Here is a 20,638-nt window from a genome sequence, read left to right as displayed (position 1 = left end):
CCATGAAAATAATCACGACAGTTTCTCTGCTGTTTCTATCGGCATGCGCAAGCGCGTCACCTGTTGATCCAATGCCCGCGACTGCGGAGGTTTGGGTTCAGGGGGCAGTTGAATTCGCTCCGTCTACGAAGAATAAACTTCCAGTTGAAAGATACATCCAAGTAAAAGATGGCGAGATAGACAAAGCGTTGGCTCAGCTCGATTCCAGACAGTTTGTTTTGCTATCCAAGGAAGATCTTCAGAAAAGCTTCCCTGTCGCGGCTTCACGGCTATCTTTAGGGGAGCGCTATTACCTTGTGCGTGGGCCATCTAACGAAGGTCGGGGGGCTTACACTGCTTACTTCAAGGCCGGAGAGTTGTTGATTCTGCACACTCAGATGGGTGGATGTGGCAAGCCTTTGAAGGCGGCTTTCATCGTCAGGCTAGATGCCGACATCAAAAAATTGTACGGCGGATGCTCTGGTGTTATGTAGCACTAGCCTGAATCGCCCGGCATTCCGGTGGCTGCGATCTGGCTAACGAAACTTCCGAGTTGTCCGGCGCCGACATGACCGGAGAAATGGCCCATTCTTGGGCCATTTCTCTTCTGCGCCGGCATTGGTTTTTTTAGGTGGTGATAGTCGAAATTATTCCTCATGTCGACGATCAATTTTTACGGGCGCAATTTCCGATCCCGATGGCAGCAATCATCTGTGGGCAACGCGAGGGTACTCATCGCAACCGAGATGGAGGGATCGACATCACGAACATGATGCTTAACAGATGTAGTTCGCGATGACCGGCCGTCGTCGACATCGTGAGTGGCGTCGATCTATTTGACGTGCCCAAAACAAAACAAGCCCCTGAGATCATCAGGGGCTTGTTTCGTAATCTGGCGGAGAGAGGGGGATTCGAACCCCCGAAGCGCGGTTTAGACGCTTACACACTTTCCAGGCGTGCTCCTTCAACCACTCGGACACCTCTCCGGACCTGTCCGGCCGCTTGCGCGGGCCGTGCAGAGCCGGGGATTCTAGCGGCGAGCGGCCGCAGTAACAAGCCACGGCGTGGGTCGGGCGCCGGGAGCGGGGGCGGTGCTCGGGCGCGAGGGTGGGGCGTGGCACAATGCACGGGTGCGTTTGGGTCCGCCGGCGGTGTGCGTCGGGGGACCCGTGTCGCGGCGGCCGCGACGGTCGCCGGCGAGGGTATCCGGGCGGTCCGGACGCCCGCCGCCGGGCTGTCGCACGCCCCAGCCGTCGCTCTTCCGCCCCGCCTGCTCAACGTTTTCAAGGATCCGATGTCCTATCTCGTCCTCGCCCGCAAATGGCGCCCCAAGCGTTTCGCCGAACTGGTCGGGCAGGAGCACGTGGTACGCGCGCTGACCAATGCGCTCGGCACCGGCCGCGTCCACCACGCCTTCCTGTTCACCGGTACGCGCGGCGTCGGCAAGACCACGATCGCGCGCATCTTCGCCAAGTCGCTGAACTGCGAGCACGGCACCTCAGCCGATCCGTGCGGGCAGTGCAGCGCCTGCCTGGACATCGACGCCGGCCGCTACATCGACCTGCTCGAGATCGACGCCGCCAGCAACACCGGCGTGGACGACGTGCGCGAGGTGATCGACAACGCCCAGTACATGCCCAGCCGCGGACGGGTCAAGGTCTATCTGATCGACGAAGTCCACATGCTGTCGAAGTCGGCGTTCAACGCGCTGCTCAAGACGCTGGAGGAGCCGCCGGGGCACGTCAAATTCCTGCTCGCCACCACCGACCCGCAGAAACTGCCGGTGACGGTGCTGTCGCGCTGCCTGCAGTTCAACCTCAAGCGCCTGGACGAGCAGCAGATCAGCGGGCAGATGACCCGCATCCTCGCCGCCGAGGGCATCGGCGTGGACGAATCGGCGATCCGCCAGCTGGCCAAGGCCGCCGACGGCAGCCTGCGCGACGGCCTGTCGCTGCTCGATCAGGCGATCGCCTACGCCGGCGCCGGTGGCGATGCGCCGCTGGAAGGCACGGCGGTCGCGGCGATGCTGGGCTCGGTCGACCGCACCCGGGTCGGCGCGGTGCTGTCGGCGCTGGCCGACGGTGAAGGCCAGCGCCTGCTCGATGAGGTCGCGACGCTGGCCGAATTCTCGCCGGACTGGGGCAGCGTGCTCGAAGCTCTGGGCGACGCTTTGCACCGGATCCAGGTGCGGCAGCTGGTGCCCGAGGCCTTGGTCGAGGCCGACGGGGTCGATGTCGATCATCTGGCCGCGCAGTTGCGGCCCGAGCTGGTGCAGCTGTGGTACCAGATGAGCGTCAACGGCCGTCGCGACCTGCCGCTGGCGCCGAGCCCGCGCGCGGGGTTCGAAATGAGCGTGCTGCGCATGCTCGCGTTCCGGCCGAGCGCGGCGGGCGAACCTGCTTCGCCCGGCCCCGGCCCGTCGTCGGGCGGTCGCAGCGAACCGGTGCGGTCGGCCAACGCCGCTGCGCAGGCTGCGGCGGCGATCCGCGAGATGGGGACGCCGGGCCGCGAGGCTGCGCCGGCGCAGAGCGCATCGGTCCAGAGCGCGCCGGCCCAAGCTGCATCGAAACCGGCCGCGCCGATACACAATCCGGCTCGCGACACTGCGCCGTCGCGCGAGGCGATGTCTTCGCGCGAACAGGCCGACGATCGGCCGCCGTGGGCGCTGCCCGAGCAGGCGCCTGCGCGCGTCGCGCCGCCGGTGTCCGTGGCACCCGCAACGCTGGCGCCGTCGCGTAGCGAGCCGGCTGCGCCGCGCACTGCGCCGGCTTTTCCGGCCAGCGAGCCTACGCTGTCGATGCGGGTCAGCGAGCCCAGGCCTGCGGACACTTTCATCGCCGTGCGCGACGAGCCGCTATGGCCGGAAGACGAACCCCTGCACGACAAGCCGCCGGCGCGGGTCGCCACGGCAGCGGTCGAGGCCAAGCCCGAACCACGGGTCGAAGCGAAGGCCGAACCGGCCCCGGTCGAAACCCGATCCGAGCCGACGCGCGAGCCCGCTCATGACCTGATGCCCGCGCACGCGGCACCGGTGCAGCCGCTAATGCCCAGCGAACCGCAACGCGGCGCCGCGGCGCCCGAAGCCATCCGCCAGCAACCGCCGCGCGACGACATATTCGCCGCGCCGTCCGCGGCCCCGGCCGTTTCGGCGCCGGTCTCCGAGCCGATCACCATGCCCGCGCGCGCCGCGTCGGCGGGTTCGTCGGCCGCGGGCATCGCCGACGACGACGCCTGGCACGCCATCGTCGACGCCAGCGGCCTGCGCGGCCCGGCCCGGATCCTGGCCGAACACGCCGGCTTCATCGGCTACGCCGACGGCGTGCTGAACCTGTCGCTCAGCCCCGACGACGACCATCTGCGCGCGCCGGCCCTGATCCAGCGGGTCGCCGATGCGCTGGCCACGCGCCTGGGCGTGGCGCCGCAGATCCGCTTCGAAACCGTCAAGTCCGGCGAATCGCTGCACGCGCGCAACCAGCGCGCGCGCGACCAGCGCCAGGCGGCGGCCGAGGACATGTTCATGAACGATCCCGACGTGCGCCGGTTGATCGAGGATCACGGCGCCAAGGTCGTGGCCGACTCGATCCGGCCGTTCGACGACGCCTGAGGCCGCGCGACCGCCGCGCCCCTTGCGCCGGGCCGCTTGCGGCCCAAGACAGGATCGGTATTCATACCGATGACGTGTGGCCGCGCCATCCTCGCGGCCATCGCACCCGACCAGACAACTCACGACAGGCAGGACACCATGCGCGGCAACATCGCCCAACTCATGCAACAAGCGCAGAAGATGCAGGAAAACGTGCAGCGCGCCCAGGAAGAACTGGCCAAGATCGAAGTCACCGGCAGCGCCGGCGCCGGCATGGTCACCGTGACCCTGACCGGGCGCATGGAATGCCGCAAGGTGCGCATCGATCCGTCGGTGATCAGCGATGCGGAAATGGCCGAGGACCTGGTCGCCGCGGCGTTCAACGATGCGGTCAACAAGATCAACGCCGAATCGCAGACCCGCATGTCGGCCGCCACCGCCGGCATGCCGATGCCGCCGGGCATGAAGCTGCCGTTCTGATCACGTCGCCTGACCACGCCACCACGGAACGCATCACATGGGTTTTCATATCGGCCTCACCGCTGCGCTGATCGCGGCGATCCTGCTGGGCCTGGACGTCTACACGACCTGGGCGATCTGGCGCGAGCCGGACCTGACCGGCGCGCAGAAAGCGGTGCAGTCGGCCTTCGTCTGGCTGCTGCCGCTGCTCGGCGCGATCGTCTGCCTCAACGTGGTGCGCGCGATGAACCGCGAGCCGGTCGCGCGCAGCAACTTCACTCCGTCGGAGTGAATGTCGTCGTGCCGGCCGTCGCGCTTCGTCGTCGATTCATGCGCCGGGCCGGCGCATGAGCAGCGCGCTGCTCGAACAACTGATCGACGCGTTCCGGGTGTTGCCGGGCGTCGGCCAGAAATCGGCCCAGCGCATGGCCTACCACGTGCTCGAACGCGAGCGCGCGGGCGGCCAGCGCCTGTCCAACGCCCTGGCCGAGGCGATCGAGAAGATCGGCCATTGCGTGCGCTGCCGCGACTTCAGCGAAACCGAAGTCTGCGCGACCTGCGCCAGCGGTTCGCGCGACGCGCATCTGCTGTGCGCGGTGGAATCGCCGGCCGACCGCCTGGCGATCGAACAGGCGACCGGTTACCGCGGGCTGTATTTCATCCTGCAGGGCCGCTTGAGCCCGCTCGACGGCATCGGCCCGCGCGAACTGGGCCTGGATCGCCTGGCCGCGCGCCTGGCCGAGGGCGAGGTGCAGGAACTGATCGTCGCGACCAATCCCACCGTCGAAGGCGAGGCCACCGCGCATTACCTGGCCCAGCTCGCGCGCCAGCACCAGGTGCGCCCGAGCCGGCTCGCGCATGGCGTGCCGCTGGGCGGCGAGCTCGAATACGTCGATCGCGGCACGCTGTCGCATGCGTTCGGCAGTCGCAGCGAGATGGGGTGAGAGCCGGGAATCGGGAATAGAGAATCGGTAGAGCGAAAAGCGTGCCGGTTACGCTGTACCGTTACGATTCCCTATTCTCCATTCCCGATTCCCGGCCCCCTATGACCGACTCCACCATCTTCGGCAAGATCATCCGTCGCGAACTGCCCGCCGACATCGTGTACGAGGACGACGAGCTGATCGCGTTCCGCGATATCGCGCCGCAGGCGCCGGTGCATGTGCTGTTCGTGCCCAAGACGCCGATCGCCACGCTCAACGATCTGCAGGCCGAGCAGGCCGCGATCGTCGGCAAGCTGGCGCATGCCGCGGCTGCTTACGCGCAGCGCGAAGGGTTCGCGCAGGACGGCTATCGGTTGGTGATGAACTGCAACGAGCACGGCGGGCAGACGGTGTTCCAGTTGCATCTGCATCTGCTGGCGGGCGCGCATCTGGGGCGGTTCGGTACGCCGCATTGAAGGGTGTCAGCGCTCGCCGATTCGGTGAGCGCTCGCGACACAAAGCAAATCCCCCGGCGCATTGAAGCATCGCAACGGCTTCATGTATCGCAGGCGCCAGCCCCCTTTTGCAAAGGGGGCGATGTTCAGCGGCAGCGATCTTTATAGGGCGACGAGTTCCACCCGCATTTAGCGCTTGTCGTTACCTCTCGCCACCGTGCTTTTGCCGTTGCTGTTCCCCCCTTTGAAAAAGGGGGGCAGGGGGGATTTGCTTTTAGCCCCGACAACCGAATCACTCGAACAAAACGCAAATCCCCCGGCGCATTGAGTCATTGCATCGACGTCATGCATCGCAGGCGCCAGCCCCCTTTTTCAAAGGGGGCAATGTGCAAAAAGGGGGCAATGTCCACTGGCCTCAAGCCCCAAAACGACCGAAGGCGCTTTCGCGCCTTCGGTCCGCATCACGATTCGCGATGATTCATCGCGACCGATTCACCACCAGCCCCACCACGGCCACGGCGCCGGACGTTCGATAACGTCGACCTGTTGCCGCACCGGCCACAGATAGACCACGTCGGCGTCGAGCTGCGGGAAGCGGTAGTCGTACTGGCCGATGCGCCGCGTTTCGTAGCCCGAGACGCGGCCGGTGAAGGTCACTTCGCGGTTGGTCTCGAACAGCGCCGGATCGTAGAACCCGGTGCGGCAGGCCAGGAAGCGGCCGCCGGTGTCGTCGGTCGCCCAGTACGGACGGCCGGTGTCGGTCAGGCGGGTCGAGATCATTTCGAAACAGGTGCGGTTGGCCTGCGGTTCGACCGAGACGATGCGGCCGCCCCAGCGCACGACCGCGCCGGTGCTGTCGTTGGCGGCGGCGTCGGCCGGGGTCAGGGCGGTGAACGCGCCCTGCAGCGGTTTGGGTGCGCTCACGCAGGCGCTGAGCAGCGCGACGCTGGCGGCTAACAAGGCAAGACGGAGCTTCATCGACGTTCTCCAGTGCGGCCAGGACGGTGTACGCGTAGCGCCCGGACCAGTTCGTTGCGCAGTTCTCGGGCCTCGCGTCGCCCGGCTTGGCCGCCAGCGTACCGCCAATCGCTGAAGTGTTGGCTAAGTTGGAGCAGGCCGATCGCCAAATCCGGCCGCTCCTTTCCGACACGTTCAGCCCAGGCCAGCGCCGGCTCGTGCGGTTCGCGCGCCAGGCCCAGGCGCCGGTAGCGCCGGCCCAGGGCGTGCCAGGCGCGCAGCACCGGGTCGCGCTCGCGCTCGCCGCGGCTGCTGAGCCAGATCATCCACAGCCCGGCGACGCTCGCAAACAGCACGAACAGCACAATCAGCCGGGTGCTGTCGAGGCGATCCACGCCGAACGGCTGCAGCAGCCGTTGCTGGCGGTTGGCGTCGAAGCCGAGCACGAAGTCGTTCCAGCCGCGGCGCATCCAGTCGCTGAGATTGAACAGCGGCGTGACCGCGCCGATCGAGCCGAACAGGCCGTTGGCGCCGGGCGCGCGATCGGCCAGGGTGTCGTAGATGCGTTCGGGCGCGACCGCGGCGGTCGGATCGACCCGCACCCAGCCGCGTCCCGGCAACCAGACCTCGGCCCAGGCGTGCGCGTCGGAGCGGCGCACCAGCCAGTAGTCGCCGATGCGGTTGTAGTAACCGCCGGCGTACCCGGTGACCACGCGCGCGGGGATGCCGGCCGAACGCATCAGCACCACGAACGAGGAGCTGAAGTGTTCGCAGAACCCGGCCTTCTGGTCGAACAGGAACTCGTCGACCGAATGCCGGCCGAGCAGCGGCGTGGTCAGGGTGTAGGCGAACTCGCGGTGGATCATCGACATCGCGCGCTCGACGATGGCCGCGTCGTTGCCGCCCAGTTCGCGGCGCCAGCGCTGCGCCAGCGCGAGGGTGCGCGGGTTGTAGCCCTGGGGCAGGGCGAGCGCGGCGCGGCGCATGGTTTCGCGCAGTTCGGGTTCGTAGTTGGCCGGCGGCGAGGACTGCAGATGCCAGCGGCTGAGCGAGCTCAGCGTCTGCTCGGCGTAGATGCCGTGGTCGAGCGACAGTCGCGAATTCGGCGGCGCCGCCAGCGGCAGGTCGAGGGCGACGAACTGGCGGGTGTCGGTGGCCTCGACTTCCAGGTCGTAATCCCACAGCACCCGGGTCGAGCGCACCGGCGCCGGCGGCAGGCCGCGGAACCAGCGCGGCTGGGTCCATTGGCGGCCGTCGAAATTCCACAGCACCGGACCGCGCCAGTACATCTGCGAGGTCGGCGGGGTGGCGCCGCGGAAATGCGCGCGCAGGGTGACGGTCTCGTCGTTCATCAGATCGACCATCTCGCCCGGCGCCATCTTGTCCGACAGCCCGGGCCGCGCGAGCGCGCGTTCGGGCACGCCCCACAACGGCGAACCCAGGCGCGGGAACAGCCAGAACACCGCCAGCGCCAGCGGCAGGCCGATCGCGACCAGGCGGCTGATCGCGCCCAGGCGTTGCCACGGCGTCAACGTCGGTTCGACCGCGCGGCCCGGTTCCGGGCGTGCTTCGACTTCGGCCAGACGTTGCAAGGTCGCCAGCGCGAACAAGGCCGCGGCCAGGCCGAGGATCAGCGACAGTGGCCCCTGGTCGAGCAGGAAGGTCGCGAACGGGCCGAACAGGGCGAAGCCGATCAGGCTGCGCGCGTCGCGCAGGGTGTAGGTTTCCGACGGCTTGAGCGCGAACATCGCCGCGAGCAGCGCGCAGCCGGTGTCGCGGCCGAGGGCGAAGCGGGTCAGCACCAGCACGGTGCCGACCAGCGCCAGCACCATGATCAGGCGCAGCAACGCCGGCAACGGCCGGCGCCACGACAGCACGCCCACGCCGATGCCGGCACCGGCGATGGTCAGGGCGATCTGCAGCGGCAATTGCAACAGCAGCGGCAACAGGCAGCTCGCGCCGGCCAGCAGCGCCCAGCGGCGCGAGGTCGGTTCCAGTGCGGGCGGGGAGGGTGCGCGCTCGGTCACGGCCGAATCGGTTCCTGCTGGGTTTCACTGCGATGGATGTCGCTGCGCGCAATGCAGCGGCGACGCGGGGACGGAAGCATCGACGTTGGCTGCGTCGCGGCGGACCGATCTTAAACGGGCTTGTCTTGAAACCGGCCGGTCTTGAACCGCTTCGATTTCAAATCGACCCACTCAACCGGCCGATAGTAGAGCAGCCCGGCGCGCGCCGGCACAGTGACGCGCGCCGTGTCCTGACATGGCCGCGGCCGGCGCTGCCTTGTCGCTGGCGCCGCAAACGTGTTCCCATGGCCGGGCCAGCTTCAGGGCATCGTCCGCAACAAGGCAGTCGCAGGCGTACACGCACGGTCGAAGACGACGACGCGGCGCCGGACACAGGGAGTGGTAATGGCCAGCGAACCCGATACCGATTCTTCGACCCGCGCCGCGACCGGCACGCCACCGCCCACGATCGTGCATGGCAGCACCGTCCCCGCCGGCGGTCCGGCGGCGGTCAACGGCACGACCGCCGACGGCAAGCCGACCGTATCGCAGGAATTGTTCCGCCGCGGCGATGTCGTCATCACCCGCGAGCAGGTCATCGGCGGCGATCAATTCGGCGACAAGGTGGTGATCAGCACCGGCGCCGGCGATGATCGGGTCAATGTCGATCAGCGCCGCAACGGCGTGCTCGACGTGAACATCAACGGCAGCCGATACGAGATCACCCTCGCGCCCGGGCAGGAACTGGGCCTGCGCACGGGCGACGGCAACGATGTCGTCATGACCCGGCCGCGGGTCAGCGTGAACATGGATGTCGACGGCGGCGCCGGCAACGACACCATCACCACCGGCGCAGGCCGCGACCGCATCGACGGCGGCGCGGGCAACGACACCATCCGCAGCGGCGACGGCCGCGACGACGTGTTCGGCAATACCGGCAACGACACCATCGACGCCGGTCGCGGCAACGATGTGGTCTACGGCGGCGACGGCAACGACCGGCTGCTCGGCGGCGACGGCCGCGACTACATCGAAGGCGGCAAGGGCAACGACCGCATCGACGGCGGCCGCGGCGACGACGTGCTGTCCGGCGGCCTGGGCGACGACAACCTCGTCGGCGGGCGCGGCAACGACCGCGTCTACACCGGCGCGGGCGCGGACCGGGTCGACAACCGTTCCGGCAACGACGCGATCTACGGCCAGTCGGGCAGCGACAACATCACTGTCGCGCGCGGCGCTTCCAACCGCGTGGTCGAGGTCGACATGACCGCCGCGATCGGCGCCAGCGTCACGGTCAACGGCTCGGCGGGGTTTACCCAACGCACCGAAGCCGACATCGAGATGCTGCGTTCTTCGCCCAACGGCCGGCAGATGCTGGGCGAACTCGACCGCGCCGCCGATCCGGTCACCGGCACCGGCAAGAGCACGACCATCACCGAGCTGCAGAACGAATACAACGGCTCGGCCGGCCCGGTGACGCCGCCGACCTATCTGCGACCCGGACCCGGCGGCGCCACCGTGGCCGGCGGCGGCGAGAACACCACCGTCAGCTACAACCCGTCCAACCACAGTGAACAGTTTCCGGCCCCGCCGGTGGTGCTGTTCCACGAGTTGTCGCACGCCTACAACGGCGTCAACGGCACCGCGCAGCGCGGCACCTATGCCGGCGCCGGCCCCGACAACGGCATCAACAACGACGAGATGCAGGCGGTCGGCCTCAACAACGGCGGCGCGGCCTTCGATTTCGATCGCGATCCGGCGACCCCGGCGACCACCGCCAATCCCAAGGCGCTCAGCGAAAACGGCCTGCGCGAGGAAATGGGTTTGCCGCAGCGTCCGAACTACAACGTCGGCGGCTGGAGCGGCGATATGGCGCGGGCCGACCTGCCGACCGGGTTGCCGGCCGCTGGCGGCACCGCGTTCGCCGGGATCGACAGCCGGGTCAGCGGTCTGTTGGCGGCGTTGGACTCGGGCGATCCGGCGGCGCTGCGAGCGGCCACCCAGCGTGTCGCATCCTCGGAAATCGGCCAGTCCTTCCGCGAAGAAACCATCAGGACCGTGGATCAACTTGCGCAGGCGCAACCTGGGCCGGTGATGGAAATGGCCACGCCGGGCGAAGCGCCGCTGTCCATGGGGCCGCGGCGGTGAAGCCCGCGCGCCAAGCCTGCCCGGCCTGTCGTGCCGGCGCATCAGTAGTGATCGCGGTACTGGCGGCGGGCATCGCCACCGCCTGCGCGCAAACGCAACGGTCGAAAACGCATTCGGAGAGCAGTATGAGTTCCACACCCCCGATCCAGGACGCAGCGGCAGCTCAGACGACCGTGCAGGGCGAACAAGGCAGCGTGTTGCAGGTCCGCTTCGACTATCAGCCCGCCGCGCGCCTCGTGGCGGTGAGCTACCGCTTGCGCAATACCGCCGACGCGCCGCTGGCGGTGTTCGATCGGGGCAATTTCCACGCGATCGATACCGGACGGCAGAAAGCCGGCGAGGTCGGCATCCCGACCGAAAAGACCGAAGGCGAGGACGTCGAGTTGATGCACGGCGTGCTGCCGCTGCGTCGGCCGTCGCCGACCGTTCCGCCCACGCCGATCGCGCTGCGGCTCGAGCCGGGCAAGGAGGTGTCGGCGCGGTTCGAGTACGCCCTCAAGGGCACGCTCGCGCCCAAACGCCTGCGTTGGTGCGTGGGCGTCATGCGTTTCAACGAAACCGACTTCGACCAGCCGCACACTGCATCGCAGGGCCAGTTGTGGCGCGCCTCGTTCGCGGTGGTCGGGAAACAGCAGATGCTGTGCACGCCATGGTTCGACGTGGCGGCGAATCGTTTCCAGGCGTAAGGGCCGCGCGCAGTCGCCGGCCTCAGCCCGGCGGCAACAACGCCAGCGCCTTGAGACAGGCATGCCGATGCGCCGCGCCGGCGCCCGGTCCGAGCGAGGGCTGATTCGGCAGGCTCAGCCGATAGCGGCAGCCGTCGCGCTCGGCTTCGTCGACCCAGCGCGCCAGCCGCGAGATCCGCGCTTCCTGGTTCAGGCCGACCAGCCGGTGCCACTCCAGCTCGACGTCGGCGCCGACCGGTTGTTCGTATTCGCGCACCAGCAGCATGTCGCGCCGCGCCGAATGCTTCCAGGCGATCGCGCGGCGCGCGTCGCCGGGACGGTAGGCGCGCAGGTGATGCACGTCGTCGCCGGCCGGATGCAGCCGGCTCACCGCCTGATCGCCGCCGCCGATCGGCAGCGGCGGACCGTGCGCTTCGGGCGTGGGGTACACCAGCAGCGGCGCCTGCGGCCACACGTGCGACCAGGCGCGCGCCAGGCCGAGCGGCCGGGTGGTGGACACGCGCAGTTTCGGCAGGTCGAGCCAGCCGCGATGTTCGGTGATCACCCGCAGTTCGGCTTCGCCCGCGCCCTGGTCGAGGTCCAGGCGCGCGCCGGTCAATTCGGCCGCGCCGGGCGCATCCACGCGCAGGCCGCGCCGTATCCGGTCGGGCGCGGCGCGCGCATGCACGCGCACCAGCAGCGCGGTGCCGGCCGGGACCGGTTCGGCGTCGATCGCGACGATGCTCAGCCCGGCCAGTTGCAACTGCGCGGCGATCAGGCTGGCCAGGCCGGCGCCGGCCAGCAGCAGCGCGAGCAGGAACGCCGGGTTGTTGTTGTAGTTGAGCGCGCCCAGCAGCATCGCCGACAGCAACGCCGCATAGAACGCGCCGAAACCGGTCGGCAGCACGTAGATGCGGCGGCGGTCGAAACGCGCCGGCAGCGCTTCGGGCGAGCGCGGCCGGGTCAGCGTCATCATCCGGTTGCGCAGCAATTGCATGTAACGGGCTCGCAGCGACGGCGCGCGCGGCGGCTGCGGCGAAGGGGCGGCCATGGCCGGTTTCAATCCACCGCCACGGCGTAGAGGATGGACTTGGCGATATCCGGCCCGGCATCGGCTTCGGCGACCAGTCGATGCGAGGCGACCGCGGCGAACAGCGCCTGCACGTCTTCGGGCACCACATGCGCGCGTCCGAGCAACAGCGCATACGCGCGCGAGGCGCGCAGCAGCGCCAGGCCGGCGCGCGGCGACAGGCCTACGCGCACGCCCGGATGCTTGCGGCTGCGCGCGAGCAGCGCCTGCACGTAGGCGATCAGTTGTTCGCTGGCATACACCGCGTCGACCGCGCGGCGGATCGCGTTGACGTCCTCGCTGCTCAGCACCGGCCGGGTCTGCGCGATCAGGTCGCGGCGATCGGCGCCCGACAGCAGGTCGCGTTCGGCCGCTTCGTCGGGGTAGCCCAGTTGCAGCCGCAGCAGGAAGCGGTCGAGCTGCGAATCGGGCAAGGGATACGTACCCGACAGGTCCACCGGGTTCTGCGTGGCGATCACGAAGAACGGGTCGGGCAGGGGATGGGTGCGGCCGTCGACGGTGACCTGGTGTTCGGCCATCGCTTCGAGCAACGCGCTCTGGGTGCGCGGCGGCGCGCGGTTGATCTCGTCGGCCAGCAGCACCTGGGTGAACACCGGGCCGGGGTGGAACTGGAACTGGCGCGATTGCGGATCGAACACCGACACGCCGACCACGTCGGCCGGCAACAGGTCGGAGGTGAACTGCACGCGCTGGAATTCCAGGCCCAGCGCCGCGGCCAGCGCATGCGCGAGGGTGGTCTTGCCCAGGCCGGGCAGGTCTTCGATCAGCAGATGCCCGTCCGACAACAAGGCCACGAACGCCAGCCGCACCGCCTGCGCTTTGCCGAGTACCAGGCCGTTGACCTGGGCCTGTGCCTGTTCGAGGGACGCGCGCAGGGCATCGGGTAGGATGCTGGCGTTGCTCGCCGCGCCGCTCTTGTCGGCGCGGGTCGCTGCCGGGGCGGAGGCGCCTGTCATTGCGGAACCTGCAGTCGGTGGAGCGCTCGTCGGTGCTGCGGTCATCGTTGCGTAAGTCCTGAGTCTGTAGGGTCGAGCGTAACGCGTGCCGTGGCGATCGGTGCGGCGGTGCAGGCGGGCGGCATGATCGCCTGCGGCTTGCGTCGGCTGCATTGGACGACAGGCTTTCTGGGACGAGCGTCAACAAACGCGCCCGCCCCGGCGCTCCCCGGATCGTGCCGCCTCGCCCGCGCGCTGCGTCATCGCAGGGCGTGCATCGCGCGGCATCCACAGTGGGCCGTGCTTGCCGTGGCGGCGCGGTCCATCCATCCGAAGTGTAGCGAGGTCGAGTATCGATGCGGGACAAGGACGAAACCGGCGCATTGCGCGATCTGCCCATTCGGCGCGTGTTCTGGACCCTGTGGTCGCTGGTGCTGCTGCTCAAGCTCGCGCTCGCCGCGAAACTGCCGTTGTTCGTCGACGAAGCCTTCTACTGGCAGGAAGGCCGGCATCCGGCCGCCGCGTACTCGGACTTGCCCGGGCTGACCGCATGGCTGGCGCGGATCGGCGTGGAGCTCGGCGGCAACCACACCCTGGCGCTGCGCGCGCCGTTCGTGTTGATCGCCGCGCTGGTGCCGTGGCTGCTGGCGCGGATCACCGCGCGCGAATTCGGCGAACGCCAGGGCTGGATCGCCGGTTGCTTCGCGCTGCTGCTGCCGTTGTCGGGCACCTTGGGCGTGCTCGCCTTGCCCGACGCGATGATGGCGCTGGCGACCTTGCTGTGCCTGGACGCGGGCGCGCGGCTGTTGCGCGAGGTCGATGCGCGCACCGCGGTCGAACTCGCGGCCGGCCTGGCCCTGGGCGCGTTGAGCCATTACCGCTTCATCGCGGTGATCGGGGTCGGCTTCGTGGTGCTGCTGTTGCTGCCCGAAGGCCGGCGCGCGCTGCGCGACGTGCGCCTGATCATCGCCGTCGCGATCGGCGCCTCGGCGTGGGCGCCGCTGGTGGCCTGGAACATGGACAACGCCGATGCGGGCCTGCGCTTCCAGCTGGTCGACCGGCATCCGTGGTCGTTCCATGTCGACGGCCTGTGGTTCATCGCGATCCAGGCGCTGCTGGTGACGCCGGCGTTGTTGCTCGCGCTCGCCATCGCCGGTGCGCGCGGCGCGCGCGCGGCATCGCCGGTGACGCGTTACTTCGCCTTGCTCGGCAGCCTGGTCGTGCTGGGGTTCTTCGTGCTGGGGTTTTTCGCCGACACCGAGCGGGTGAGTTTCCATTGGCCGCTGCCGGGGTTCCTCGCCTTGCTGCCGCTGCTGCCGGGCGTGCTCGCGGCGTGGCCGGGTTGGGCGCGCGTGCTCACCGTCGCCTGCGCCGGCGCGACCTTGCTGGCGATGCTGGGCTATTACGTCGCCGTGTCGATTCCTGGTTTGCGCGCGCACAGCGCCGGCGAGAAGTGGTATCCGTCCAATTTCGCCGGCTGGGACGAACTGGCGCGCGCGGTGCGCGCAAAGCAGCGGGCGATGCCGCCGGGAACGCGCATCGTCGCCGACAACTTCAAAGTCGGCGCCGAACTGGGCTTCGCGTTGGACGATCCGCGCATCGCGGTGCTCGATCATCCGATCAACCACAAGCACGGCCGCGCGCCGCAGTTGCAGTTGTGGGGCCTGCAAAGCGCCGGCCGCAGCGACTGGGGCGATACGCCGGTGCTGTTGGTGGTGGGCGTGGCCGAAGTCGAATACAAGAACCTGCTGCAGCGCTATCACGCCTTGTGCGCGATGGCCGGGCCGTTGCCGCCGCCGCAGATCCTCAACGTCGATCACGGCCGTCAGCGTTTCGCCTTGTTCGCCTTCGACGGCGCGCCGCGCGCGGGCGACTGCACCACGCCGGCGATGGCCTGGATCGATGCGCCCGTCGCCGGTACGAAGGTCGGCCGCGCGTTCGAGGTCAGTGGCTGGGCGTTCAAGGACGGCGTCGGCCTGGCGCGGGTCGAGATCATGCTCGACGGCCGTGTCGTCGCCCAGGCGGACTACGGCAGCGAGCGGCCGGGCGTGCGCGAGTACTGGACCTTGCCGGACGGCCGGCATTCGAGCGATCCGCAGCATCCGAAGGTCGGTTTCAACGCGAAGATCGCGCTCGATGCCGAACCGCCGGGCCGGCATTGGCTGGGGCTGCGCCTGCATGGGCGCGACGGCAGCGTCGAGGATTGGGCGGAGCAGCCGATCGAGGTCAGGCGGCGGTGATTTCGCCGCCGGCCGTGTCGTGTGTTGGTGATCACGCGAGCGCCCGAAGCGCTATCGGTGCAAGTGCATCAGTGGTGAGGCGAGCGTAGCTCGATCCGTCGCTCAGACAGGCTGCAACCGGCAGACGAATCTTCGAGGTCTTTTGTGGGAGGGGCTTCAGCCCCGACGCTTTTCGTTCCGATCGCATCGATGCCGCATCGAGATTTGATCGGAAAGCGTCGGGGCTGAAGCCCCTCCCACAAAAGATTGCGCAAGGTCGATCCTCGCTGAGGGATTGCGCGCAACGATCATGGCGAGAGTCGATGCCGCATCGAGATTTGATCGAAAAGCGTCGGGGCTGAAGCCCCTCCCACAAAAGATTGCGCAAGGTCGATCCCGGCCGGAGTCGCACGCAACGATCAATACCGCCTCAGGATCAATGCCGCATCAAGGCAACCGATACCCCGCCTCGCGCAACAACCGCGCCGTCGCGATCAGCGGCAGGCCGATCAGCGCGGTCGGATCGCGCGATTCGATCGCCTCGAACAACGTGATTCCTAAGCCTTCGGACTTGAAACTGCCGGCGCAGTCGAACGGCTGCTCGGCGTCGACGTAGCGCGCGATCTCCTCGGCGCCCAGTTCGCGGAAACGCACGACCGTCGTGTCCAGCGCGGTCAGCGGCGCTTGGCCGTGGCGCAGCACGCACAGACCGGTCAGGAAGCGCACCTCGCGTCCCGACATCGCCGTCAGTTGGGCCAGCGCGCCGGCGCGGTCGCCGGGTTTGCCGATCGGCCGGCCATCGAACTCGGCGACCTGGTCCGAACCGATCACCCAGGCGTCGGGATGCAGCGCGGCGACCGCCGCGGCCTTGGCCACCGCCAGGCGCGCGGCCAGCGCGGCCGGCGCTTCGCCGGGCTGCGGGGTTTCGTCGGTCTCGGGCCGGGCGGTGTCGAACGGCAGGCCGAGGCGGCCGAGCAGTTCGCGACGGTAGACCGAGGTGGAGGCCAGAAGCAGGGGCATGGGCGAGAAAGGAGTTGAGAGGAATGAGGAAAGGAGTGGGGCGAGGCCGGTTTTCGTCTCGCAGCTGGCTGAGCAGCTGGGGTTCAGCCCAGCGGCGCCGTCCGGACCCGCTCGATCTCGTTCAGCAACTGCTCGATCTTGACCCGGGCCGCGTCGATCGAGGCGCGGACCTCGATCAGCTGGGCCGGGCTGGCGCGGCGGCCGTGGTCGCGCAGCCACAGGCGCTGGCGGAGCATTTCGCGCATCGCGTCGCCGACCGGGTCGCGGCCCTCGTCGCCGGCGACCGCCTCGATTTCGGCGCGCGCGGTACGCAGCCGGGCTTCCAGCGCGTCGGCCGCGTCGAGCACTTCGCGCATCGCGCGCTGGCGTCGCGCCGGGCCGAACTGCCAGATCAGGGCCGACGCCACGGCCGCCAGTACGGCCACGGTCAGGAGCAGGACGAGGGTCAAGGCGGACTCGGCGCGGCTGCGGTGGGCCGGGCAGTCTGCACGGAGCGCCGGGCCGGCGGCAAATCCCGGCGGCAAATCCTCGTCCCGCCCGAGGCTTACGGTTTGACACAACCCCGGACGGTCTTTAACATTCCGCGGCTTATGTCAGCCGATGTGCCATCCGGGCGGGTGCCCGATCTTCTCGATGCCTGGCGCCTGGTGGCGTCTCGGCGCGGTGTGGAAGGGCGTCTGCCGTTGTCAGCCCTGACCCGGTTGCAGGCCAGTCTGCTCGATACCGAAGGTTTCGTTGAGTACTCGCTGGATTTCGACACCGACGAGCTCAAGGTGCCGTACGTCGAGCTGAAGATCGACACTGCGTTGCCGTTGCTGTGCCAGCGCACGCTGGAGCGGTTCCTGCTTCCGGTGCAGATGGTGCAGCGTCTCGGCCTGATCCGCGAGGAAGCCGACGAAGCCGCGCTGCCGGAAGGCTACGAGCCGCTGCTGATGCCCGAAGACGGCATGCTGCGGGCCTCCGAGCTGGTCGAGGACGAACTGATCCTCGCCGTGCCGGTGGTGCCGATGGCGCCGGGCACCGAGGCGGTCGAGCGCGACTGGCCGGCGCCGCAGGAAGAGCGCGACGCGGCCAACCCGTTCGCGGCGCTGTCCTCGCTCAAAAAGAATTGATGCAACACGCACGACCCCGCAACACCCGTTCGACCCAAGTTTCCTTCCGACCTGCAGGCGAATCAGCAAGCCGTTCCTGCTAATCGGGCTACGCTATCCACCTCAGGTTTCGACCGCTTTTCCGGAGCAAGACCATGGCTGTCCAGAAGTCCCGCGTTTCCCCGTCCCGCCGCGGCCAGCGCCGCGCCCATGACGCGCTGACCAGCAAGCAGCTGGCCACCGACCCGACCAGCGGAGAGACCCACATCCGCCACCACGTGACCGCCGACGGCTACTACCGCGGCAAGAAGGTCATCGAGACCACTTCGCGCGTCGCCGACGAAGAGTAAGCTTCGTCTGCAAGCCGCGCCGCATGCCGTGATCGCGGCATGCGTTGCCGCTGATCTGGGCCGGCGCCGATGCGAACCGCATCGTCCCGGCACCGATCCGGGCCATTCGCCAGGAACGGCCCGACCGCAAGCAGACCTGCGGCCGCCGCGACTTCTACCTGCCGCCAGCTTATGCTGGCGGTCCTGTTTTCCGGTGGCCCGCGTTTGCCTGTCTCGCGCTGAGGCGCAAGCACCCTGCGGACCGCCTTACGGCAACGCCGCGGAGTGGTGATGACAGATCGGATTTACGCCCGTATCGCGGGCACCGGCAGCTATCTGCCGGAAAAGGTGTTGACCAACGCCGACCTCGCCCAATTCGTCGATACCAGCGACGAGTGGATCGTCAGCCGGACCGGCATCCGCGAGCGTCACGTCGTCGCCGAAGGCGAGACCACCTGCGACCTGGCCTACCACGCGTCCGTGCGCGCCCTCGAGGCGGCCGGCGTGGACGCCAGCGAGATCGACCTGATCGTGCTCGGCACCACCACGCCGGACCTGATCTTTCCGTCCACCGCTTGTCTGCTCCAGCACCGCCTGGGCGCCAACGGCTGCCCGGCGTTCGACGTCAACGCGGCCTGCTCGGGCTTCGTCTATGCGCTGACCGTCGCCGACAAGTTCATCCGTTCCGGCGCGGCCAAGACCGTGCTCGTGGTCGGTTCGGAAACCCTGACCCGGATGCTCGACTGGAGCGATCGCGGCACCTGCGTGCTGTTCGGCGACGGGGCCGGCGCGGTCGTGCTCAAGGCCGACAGCGAAACCGGCATCCTCAGCACCCATCTGCACGCCGACGGCGGCAAGAAGGAACTGCTGTGGAATCCGGTCGGCGTGTCGGTGGGCTTCAAGCCCGAAGAGCACAACGCCGGGGTCAAGGTGTTGATGACCGGCAACGAAGTGTTCAAGCATGCGGTCAAGGCGCTGGATTCGGTGGTCGAGGAGACCCTGGAAGCCAACGGCCTGGACCGGCATGAAATCGACTGGCTGATTCCGCACCAGGCCAATCTGCGCATCATCGAAGCCACGGCCAAGCGCCTGGACATGCCGATGGATCGCGTCATCGTGACCGTCGATCGTCACGGCAACACCTCCTCGGGCTCGGTGCCGCTGGCGCTGGACGAAGCGGTGCGTTCGGGCAAGGTGCAGCGCGGGCAGTTGCTGTTGCTGGAAGCCTTCGGTGGCGGTTTCACTTGGGGCTCGGCGCTGCTGCGTTACTGATGCGTTGCCGGTTGCGAGGGCGGCGGTGGCCGTCCTCGTTTGATGGCTGGATTTCCGCGCGGGTCGGGCTTGTCGGGTTCGGCTCGCATAGTGCAGCTTGCATGTTGCAGCTTGTCGATGCGGTGCGCGCGGGCTGGCCGTTGGTTTCGATGCGGCTGTTGATTCGCGGTCGCGGCTTGCGCCGCTCCTACAGGCGGATACCTGGCTCACGTCGCGCGTGCGCCATGCCTGTACGAAAGCCGCGTATCGCACTGTAGGAGCGGCGCAAGCCGCGACCGCGCAGGCATGAGTTCGCCGCGCAAGCGCGTGTCCGCACCGCGCAATCGTCATGTGCGCGTCGCTTTGCACCGCGCAATCGTTATCGACGTGCCGCTACGGCAATCCGACGCGCCCGGGTGCATCGCCGCCCATCGCGCCTCCATCGTTTGCATCGTCGCAGCGCCTGCCCAGTCACCCGGCATCGCGCCGGGATGTGACCCCGTACCGTCGGGTACAGACGATCGCGACGGTTCGCCCGTATCATTCGCGATCCTCACCGATCTGGCAGCACGCGTGACCGATCAGCGACTTTCTTTCGTCTTCCCGGGCCAGGGCTCGCAAGCCATCGGCATGCTCGCCGAGCTGTCGGAACTGCATCCGCAGATCCGCGACGCCTTCGTCGAGGCCAGCGATGGCGCCGGGGTCGATCTGTGGGCGCTCAGCCAGGGCGGTCCCGAGGAAATGCTCAATCGCACCGAATACACCCAGCCGGCGCTGTTGGCCGCGGGCGTGGCGGTGTGGCGCCTGTGGCAGGCCCGCGGCGGCGCGCAGCCGGCCTTGCTTGCCGGCCACAGCCTCGGCGAATACAGCGCGCTGGTCGCGGCCGGCGCCTTGTCGCTGCGTGACGCGGCGCACCTGGTGCGCCTGCGCGGTCAGCTGATGCAGGAAGCCGCGCCTGCCGGCACCGGCGCGATGGCGGCGGTGCTCGGCGCCGAAGACGCCCTGGTGGAGGAAATCTGCCAGGCCGTGTCGGGCAGCGAAGTGGTGGTGCCGGCCAATTACAACTCGCCCGGCCAGATCGTGATCGGCGGCCATGCCGGCGCGGTCGACAAGGCGCTCACTCGTCTGGCCGAAGCCGGCGTGCGCAAGGCGGTCAAGCTGTCGGTCAGCGTGCCCTCGCATACGCCGCTGATGCGCGAAGCGGCCAACCGTCTGGCCGAGGCCATGAACGGTACTACCTGGCACGCGCCGAACGTACCGGTGGTGCAGAACGTCGATGCGCAGGTGCATGCCAGCGTCGAGGCGATCCGCGACGCGCTGGTGCGTCAGTTGTACCTGCCGGTGCAATGGACCGGTTGCGTGCAGGCGCTGGCCGCGGCCGGCATAGGCTGCATCGCCGAATGCGGCCCGGGCAAGGTGCTGGTCGGGCTGGTCAAGCGCATCGACAAATCCATCGACGGCCGCCCGCTGGGCACGCCGGGCGATTTCGAGACCGCGCTCGCCGACTGGCAGTGAGCGCGGACCGATC

General features: G+C 68.5%; 19 protein-coding genes and 1 tRNA gene. 13 read left to right on the top strand and 7 right to left on the bottom strand.

What is annotated here, in order from left to right; translation table 11 throughout:
• Positions 1-2: 2 nt before the first annotated feature.
• Positions 3-473, top strand: a complete 471-nt coding sequence (locus tag KME82_RS16485) for a hypothetical protein (RefSeq protein WP_215495014.1) — start codon at positions 3-5, stop codon at positions 471-473.
• Between the two features lie 399 nt (positions 474-872).
• Here the strand turns inward: KME82_RS16485 and KME82_RS16480 are convergent.
• Positions 873-965: transfer RNA gene (locus KME82_RS16480), tRNA-Ser, on the bottom strand.
• A 308-nt stretch (positions 966-1,273) separates the two neighbouring features.
• Here KME82_RS16480 and dnaX point away from each other — a divergent pair.
• The 5 genes from dnaX to KME82_RS16455 all read left to right on the top strand — a co-directional run bounded on the left by dnaX (position 1,274) and on the right by KME82_RS16455 (position 5,420).
• The gene (gene dnaX / locus KME82_RS16475; RefSeq protein WP_215495013.1) at positions 1,274-3,583 is read left to right on the top strand and encodes a DNA polymerase III subunit gamma/tau; all 2,310 of its coding nucleotides are present in this window, start codon (positions 1,274-1,276) and stop codon (positions 3,581-3,583) included.
• Positions 3,584-3,721: 138 nt separating this feature from the next.
• Entirely contained in the window at positions 3,722-4,042 is a 321-nt protein-coding gene (locus KME82_RS16470) for a YbaB/EbfC family nucleoid-associated protein (RefSeq protein ID WP_036112019.1), read from the top strand.
• Positions 4,043-4,079: 37 nt separating this feature from the next.
• Positions 4,080-4,313 (top strand): hypothetical protein, encoded by a 234-nt coding sequence (locus KME82_RS16465; protein WP_036112016.1) that lies wholly within the window; start codon positions 4,080-4,082, stop codon positions 4,311-4,313.
• A 55-nt stretch (positions 4,314-4,368) separates the two neighbouring features.
• The gene (gene recR / locus KME82_RS16460; RefSeq protein WP_046657220.1) at positions 4,369-4,965 is read left to right on the top strand and encodes a recombination mediator RecR; all 597 of its coding nucleotides are present in this window, start codon (positions 4,369-4,371) and stop codon (positions 4,963-4,965) included.
• 101 nt (positions 4,966-5,066) lie between these two features.
• Positions 5,067-5,420, top strand: coding sequence for a histidine triad nucleotide-binding protein (locus KME82_RS16455; protein WP_215495012.1), 354 nt, complete (start codon positions 5,067-5,069; stop codon positions 5,418-5,420).
• Positions 5,421-5,891: 471 nt separating this feature from the next.
• On the opposite strand, the gene KME82_RS16450 is transcribed toward KME82_RS16455, so the two are convergent.
• Together KME82_RS16450 and KME82_RS16445 are read right to left on the bottom strand one after the other, a co-directional pair.
• A complete protein-coding gene (locus tag KME82_RS16450) occupies positions 5,892-6,377 on the bottom strand; it encodes a Slp family lipoprotein (protein ID WP_056111507.1) in 486 nt (161 codons plus the stop codon).
• Positions 6,374-8,383, bottom strand: a complete 2,010-nt coding sequence (locus KME82_RS16445; RefSeq protein ID WP_215495011.1) for a transglutaminase TgpA family protein — start codon at positions 8,381-8,383, stop codon at positions 6,374-6,376. Before KME82_RS16445 ends, KME82_RS16450 begins: the two co-directional genes overlap by 4 nt.
• Before the next feature lie 384 nt (positions 8,384-8,767).
• On the opposite strand from KME82_RS16445, the gene KME82_RS16440 reads away from it, so the two are divergent.
• Entirely contained in the window at positions 8,768-10,510 is a 1,743-nt protein-coding gene (locus tag KME82_RS16440; protein WP_215495010.1) for a M91 family zinc metallopeptidase, read from the top strand.
• Positions 10,511-10,635: 125 nt separating this feature from the next.
• Positions 10,636-11,196: a hypothetical protein gene (locus KME82_RS16435; RefSeq protein ID WP_215495009.1), complete on the top strand. Its 561-nt coding sequence runs from the start codon at positions 10,636-10,638 to the stop codon at positions 11,194-11,196.
• A gap of 22 nt (positions 11,197-11,218) precedes the next feature.
• Here the strand turns inward: KME82_RS16435 and KME82_RS16430 are convergent, their stop codons facing one another.
• Together KME82_RS16430 and KME82_RS16425 are read right to left on the bottom strand one after the other, a co-directional pair.
• Positions 11,219-12,187: a DUF58 domain-containing protein gene (locus KME82_RS16430; RefSeq protein WP_430538841.1), complete on the bottom strand. Its 969-nt coding sequence runs from the start codon at positions 12,185-12,187 to the stop codon at positions 11,219-11,221.
• 47 nt (positions 12,188-12,234) lie between these two features.
• Positions 12,235-13,221: an AAA family ATPase gene (locus KME82_RS16425; protein ID WP_215495008.1), complete on the bottom strand. Its 987-nt coding sequence runs from the start codon at positions 13,219-13,221 to the stop codon at positions 12,235-12,237.
• Between the two features lie 335 nt (positions 13,222-13,556).
• Between KME82_RS16425 and KME82_RS16420 the strand changes: the two genes are divergently transcribed.
• Positions 13,557-15,440 (top strand): ArnT family glycosyltransferase, encoded by a 1,884-nt coding sequence (locus KME82_RS16420; protein WP_215495007.1) that lies wholly within the window; start codon positions 13,557-13,559, stop codon positions 15,438-15,440.
• Positions 15,441-15,866: 426 nt separating this feature from the next.
• Here the strand turns inward: KME82_RS16420 and KME82_RS16415 are convergent, their stop codons facing one another.
• Both KME82_RS16415 and KME82_RS16410 read right to left on the bottom strand, forming a co-directional pair.
• A complete protein-coding gene (locus tag KME82_RS16415) occupies positions 15,867-16,439 on the bottom strand; it encodes a Maf family protein (protein ID WP_215495006.1) in 573 nt (190 codons plus the stop codon).
• An 83-nt stretch (positions 16,440-16,522) separates the two neighbouring features.
• Entirely contained in the window at positions 16,523-16,888 is a 366-nt protein-coding gene (locus KME82_RS16410; protein WP_215495005.1) for a hypothetical protein, read from the bottom strand.
• A 141-nt stretch (positions 16,889-17,029) separates the two neighbouring features.
• Between KME82_RS16410 and KME82_RS16405 the strand changes: the two genes are divergently transcribed.
• The 4 genes from KME82_RS16405 (at position 17,030) to fabD (ending at position 20,625) form a co-directional block, all read left to right on the top strand.
• A complete protein-coding gene (locus KME82_RS16405; protein ID WP_215499106.1) occupies positions 17,030-17,551 on the top strand; it encodes a YceD family protein in 522 nt (173 codons plus the stop codon).
• Between the two features lie 134 nt (positions 17,552-17,685).
• Positions 17,686-17,880, top strand: a complete 195-nt coding sequence (gene rpmF / locus KME82_RS16400) for a 50S ribosomal protein L32 (RefSeq protein WP_215495004.1) — start codon at positions 17,686-17,688, stop codon at positions 17,878-17,880.
• Between the two features lie 270 nt (positions 17,881-18,150).
• Entirely contained in the window at positions 18,151-19,131 is a 981-nt protein-coding gene (locus tag KME82_RS16395; protein WP_215495003.1) for a beta-ketoacyl-ACP synthase III, read from the top strand.
• Positions 19,132-19,683: 552 nt separating this feature from the next.
• Positions 19,684-20,625 carry an ACP S-malonyltransferase gene (fabD, locus tag KME82_RS16390; protein ID WP_215495002.1) on the top strand — a complete coding sequence of 314 codons (942 nt, stop codon included), beginning with the start codon at positions 19,684-19,686 and terminating at the stop codon, positions 20,623-20,625.
• Positions 20,626-20,638: the final 13 nt, after the last annotated feature.

The sequence above is a fragment of the Lysobacter capsici genome (assembly GCF_018732085.1).
GTDB lineage: Bacteria > Pseudomonadota > Gammaproteobacteria > Xanthomonadales > Xanthomonadaceae > Lysobacter > Lysobacter capsici_A.
Note: the sequence above shows the minus strand (reverse complement) of the source record. Positions and strands in the feature narration are given on the sequence as shown.

Coding starts and splice junctions, on each gene's coding strand:
- KME82_RS16485 (WP_215495014.1), top strand. CDS start 3: ATGAAAATAATCACGACAGTTTCTCTGCTGTTTCTATCGGCATGCGCA.
- dnaX (WP_215495013.1), top strand. CDS start 1,274: ATGTCCTATCTCGTCCTCGCCCGCAAATGGCGCCCCAAGCGTTTCGCC.
- KME82_RS16470 (WP_036112019.1), top strand. CDS start 3,722: ATGCGCGGCAACATCGCCCAACTCATGCAACAAGCGCAGAAGATGCAG.
- KME82_RS16465 (WP_036112016.1), top strand. CDS start 4,080: ATGGGTTTTCATATCGGCCTCACCGCTGCGCTGATCGCGGCGATCCTG.
- recR (WP_046657220.1), top strand. CDS start 4,369: ATGAGCAGCGCGCTGCTCGAACAACTGATCGACGCGTTCCGGGTGTTG.
- KME82_RS16455 (WP_215495012.1), top strand. CDS start 5,067: ATGACCGACTCCACCATCTTCGGCAAGATCATCCGTCGCGAACTGCCC.
- KME82_RS16450 (WP_056111507.1), bottom strand. CDS start 6,377: ATGAAGCTCCGTCTTGCCTTGTTAGCCGCCAGCGTCGCGCTGCTCAGC.
- KME82_RS16440 (WP_215495010.1), top strand. CDS start 8,768: ATGGCCAGCGAACCCGATACCGATTCTTCGACCCGCGCCGCGACCGGC.
- KME82_RS16435 (WP_215495009.1), top strand. CDS start 10,636: ATGAGTTCCACACCCCCGATCCAGGACGCAGCGGCAGCTCAGACGACC.
- KME82_RS16425 (WP_215495008.1), bottom strand. CDS start 13,221: ATGACAGGCGCCTCCGCCCCGGCAGCGACCCGCGCCGACAAGAGCGGC.
- KME82_RS16420 (WP_215495007.1), top strand. CDS start 13,557: ATGCGGGACAAGGACGAAACCGGCGCATTGCGCGATCTGCCCATTCGG.
- KME82_RS16415 (WP_215495006.1), bottom strand. CDS start 16,439: ATGCCCCTGCTTCTGGCCTCCACCTCGGTCTACCGTCGCGAACTGCTC.
- KME82_RS16405 (WP_215499106.1), top strand. CDS start 17,030: ATGTCAGCCGATGTGCCATCCGGGCGGGTGCCCGATCTTCTCGATGCC.
- rpmF (WP_215495004.1), top strand. CDS start 17,686: ATGGCTGTCCAGAAGTCCCGCGTTTCCCCGTCCCGCCGCGGCCAGCGC.
- KME82_RS16395 (WP_215495003.1), top strand. CDS start 18,151: ATGACAGATCGGATTTACGCCCGTATCGCGGGCACCGGCAGCTATCTG.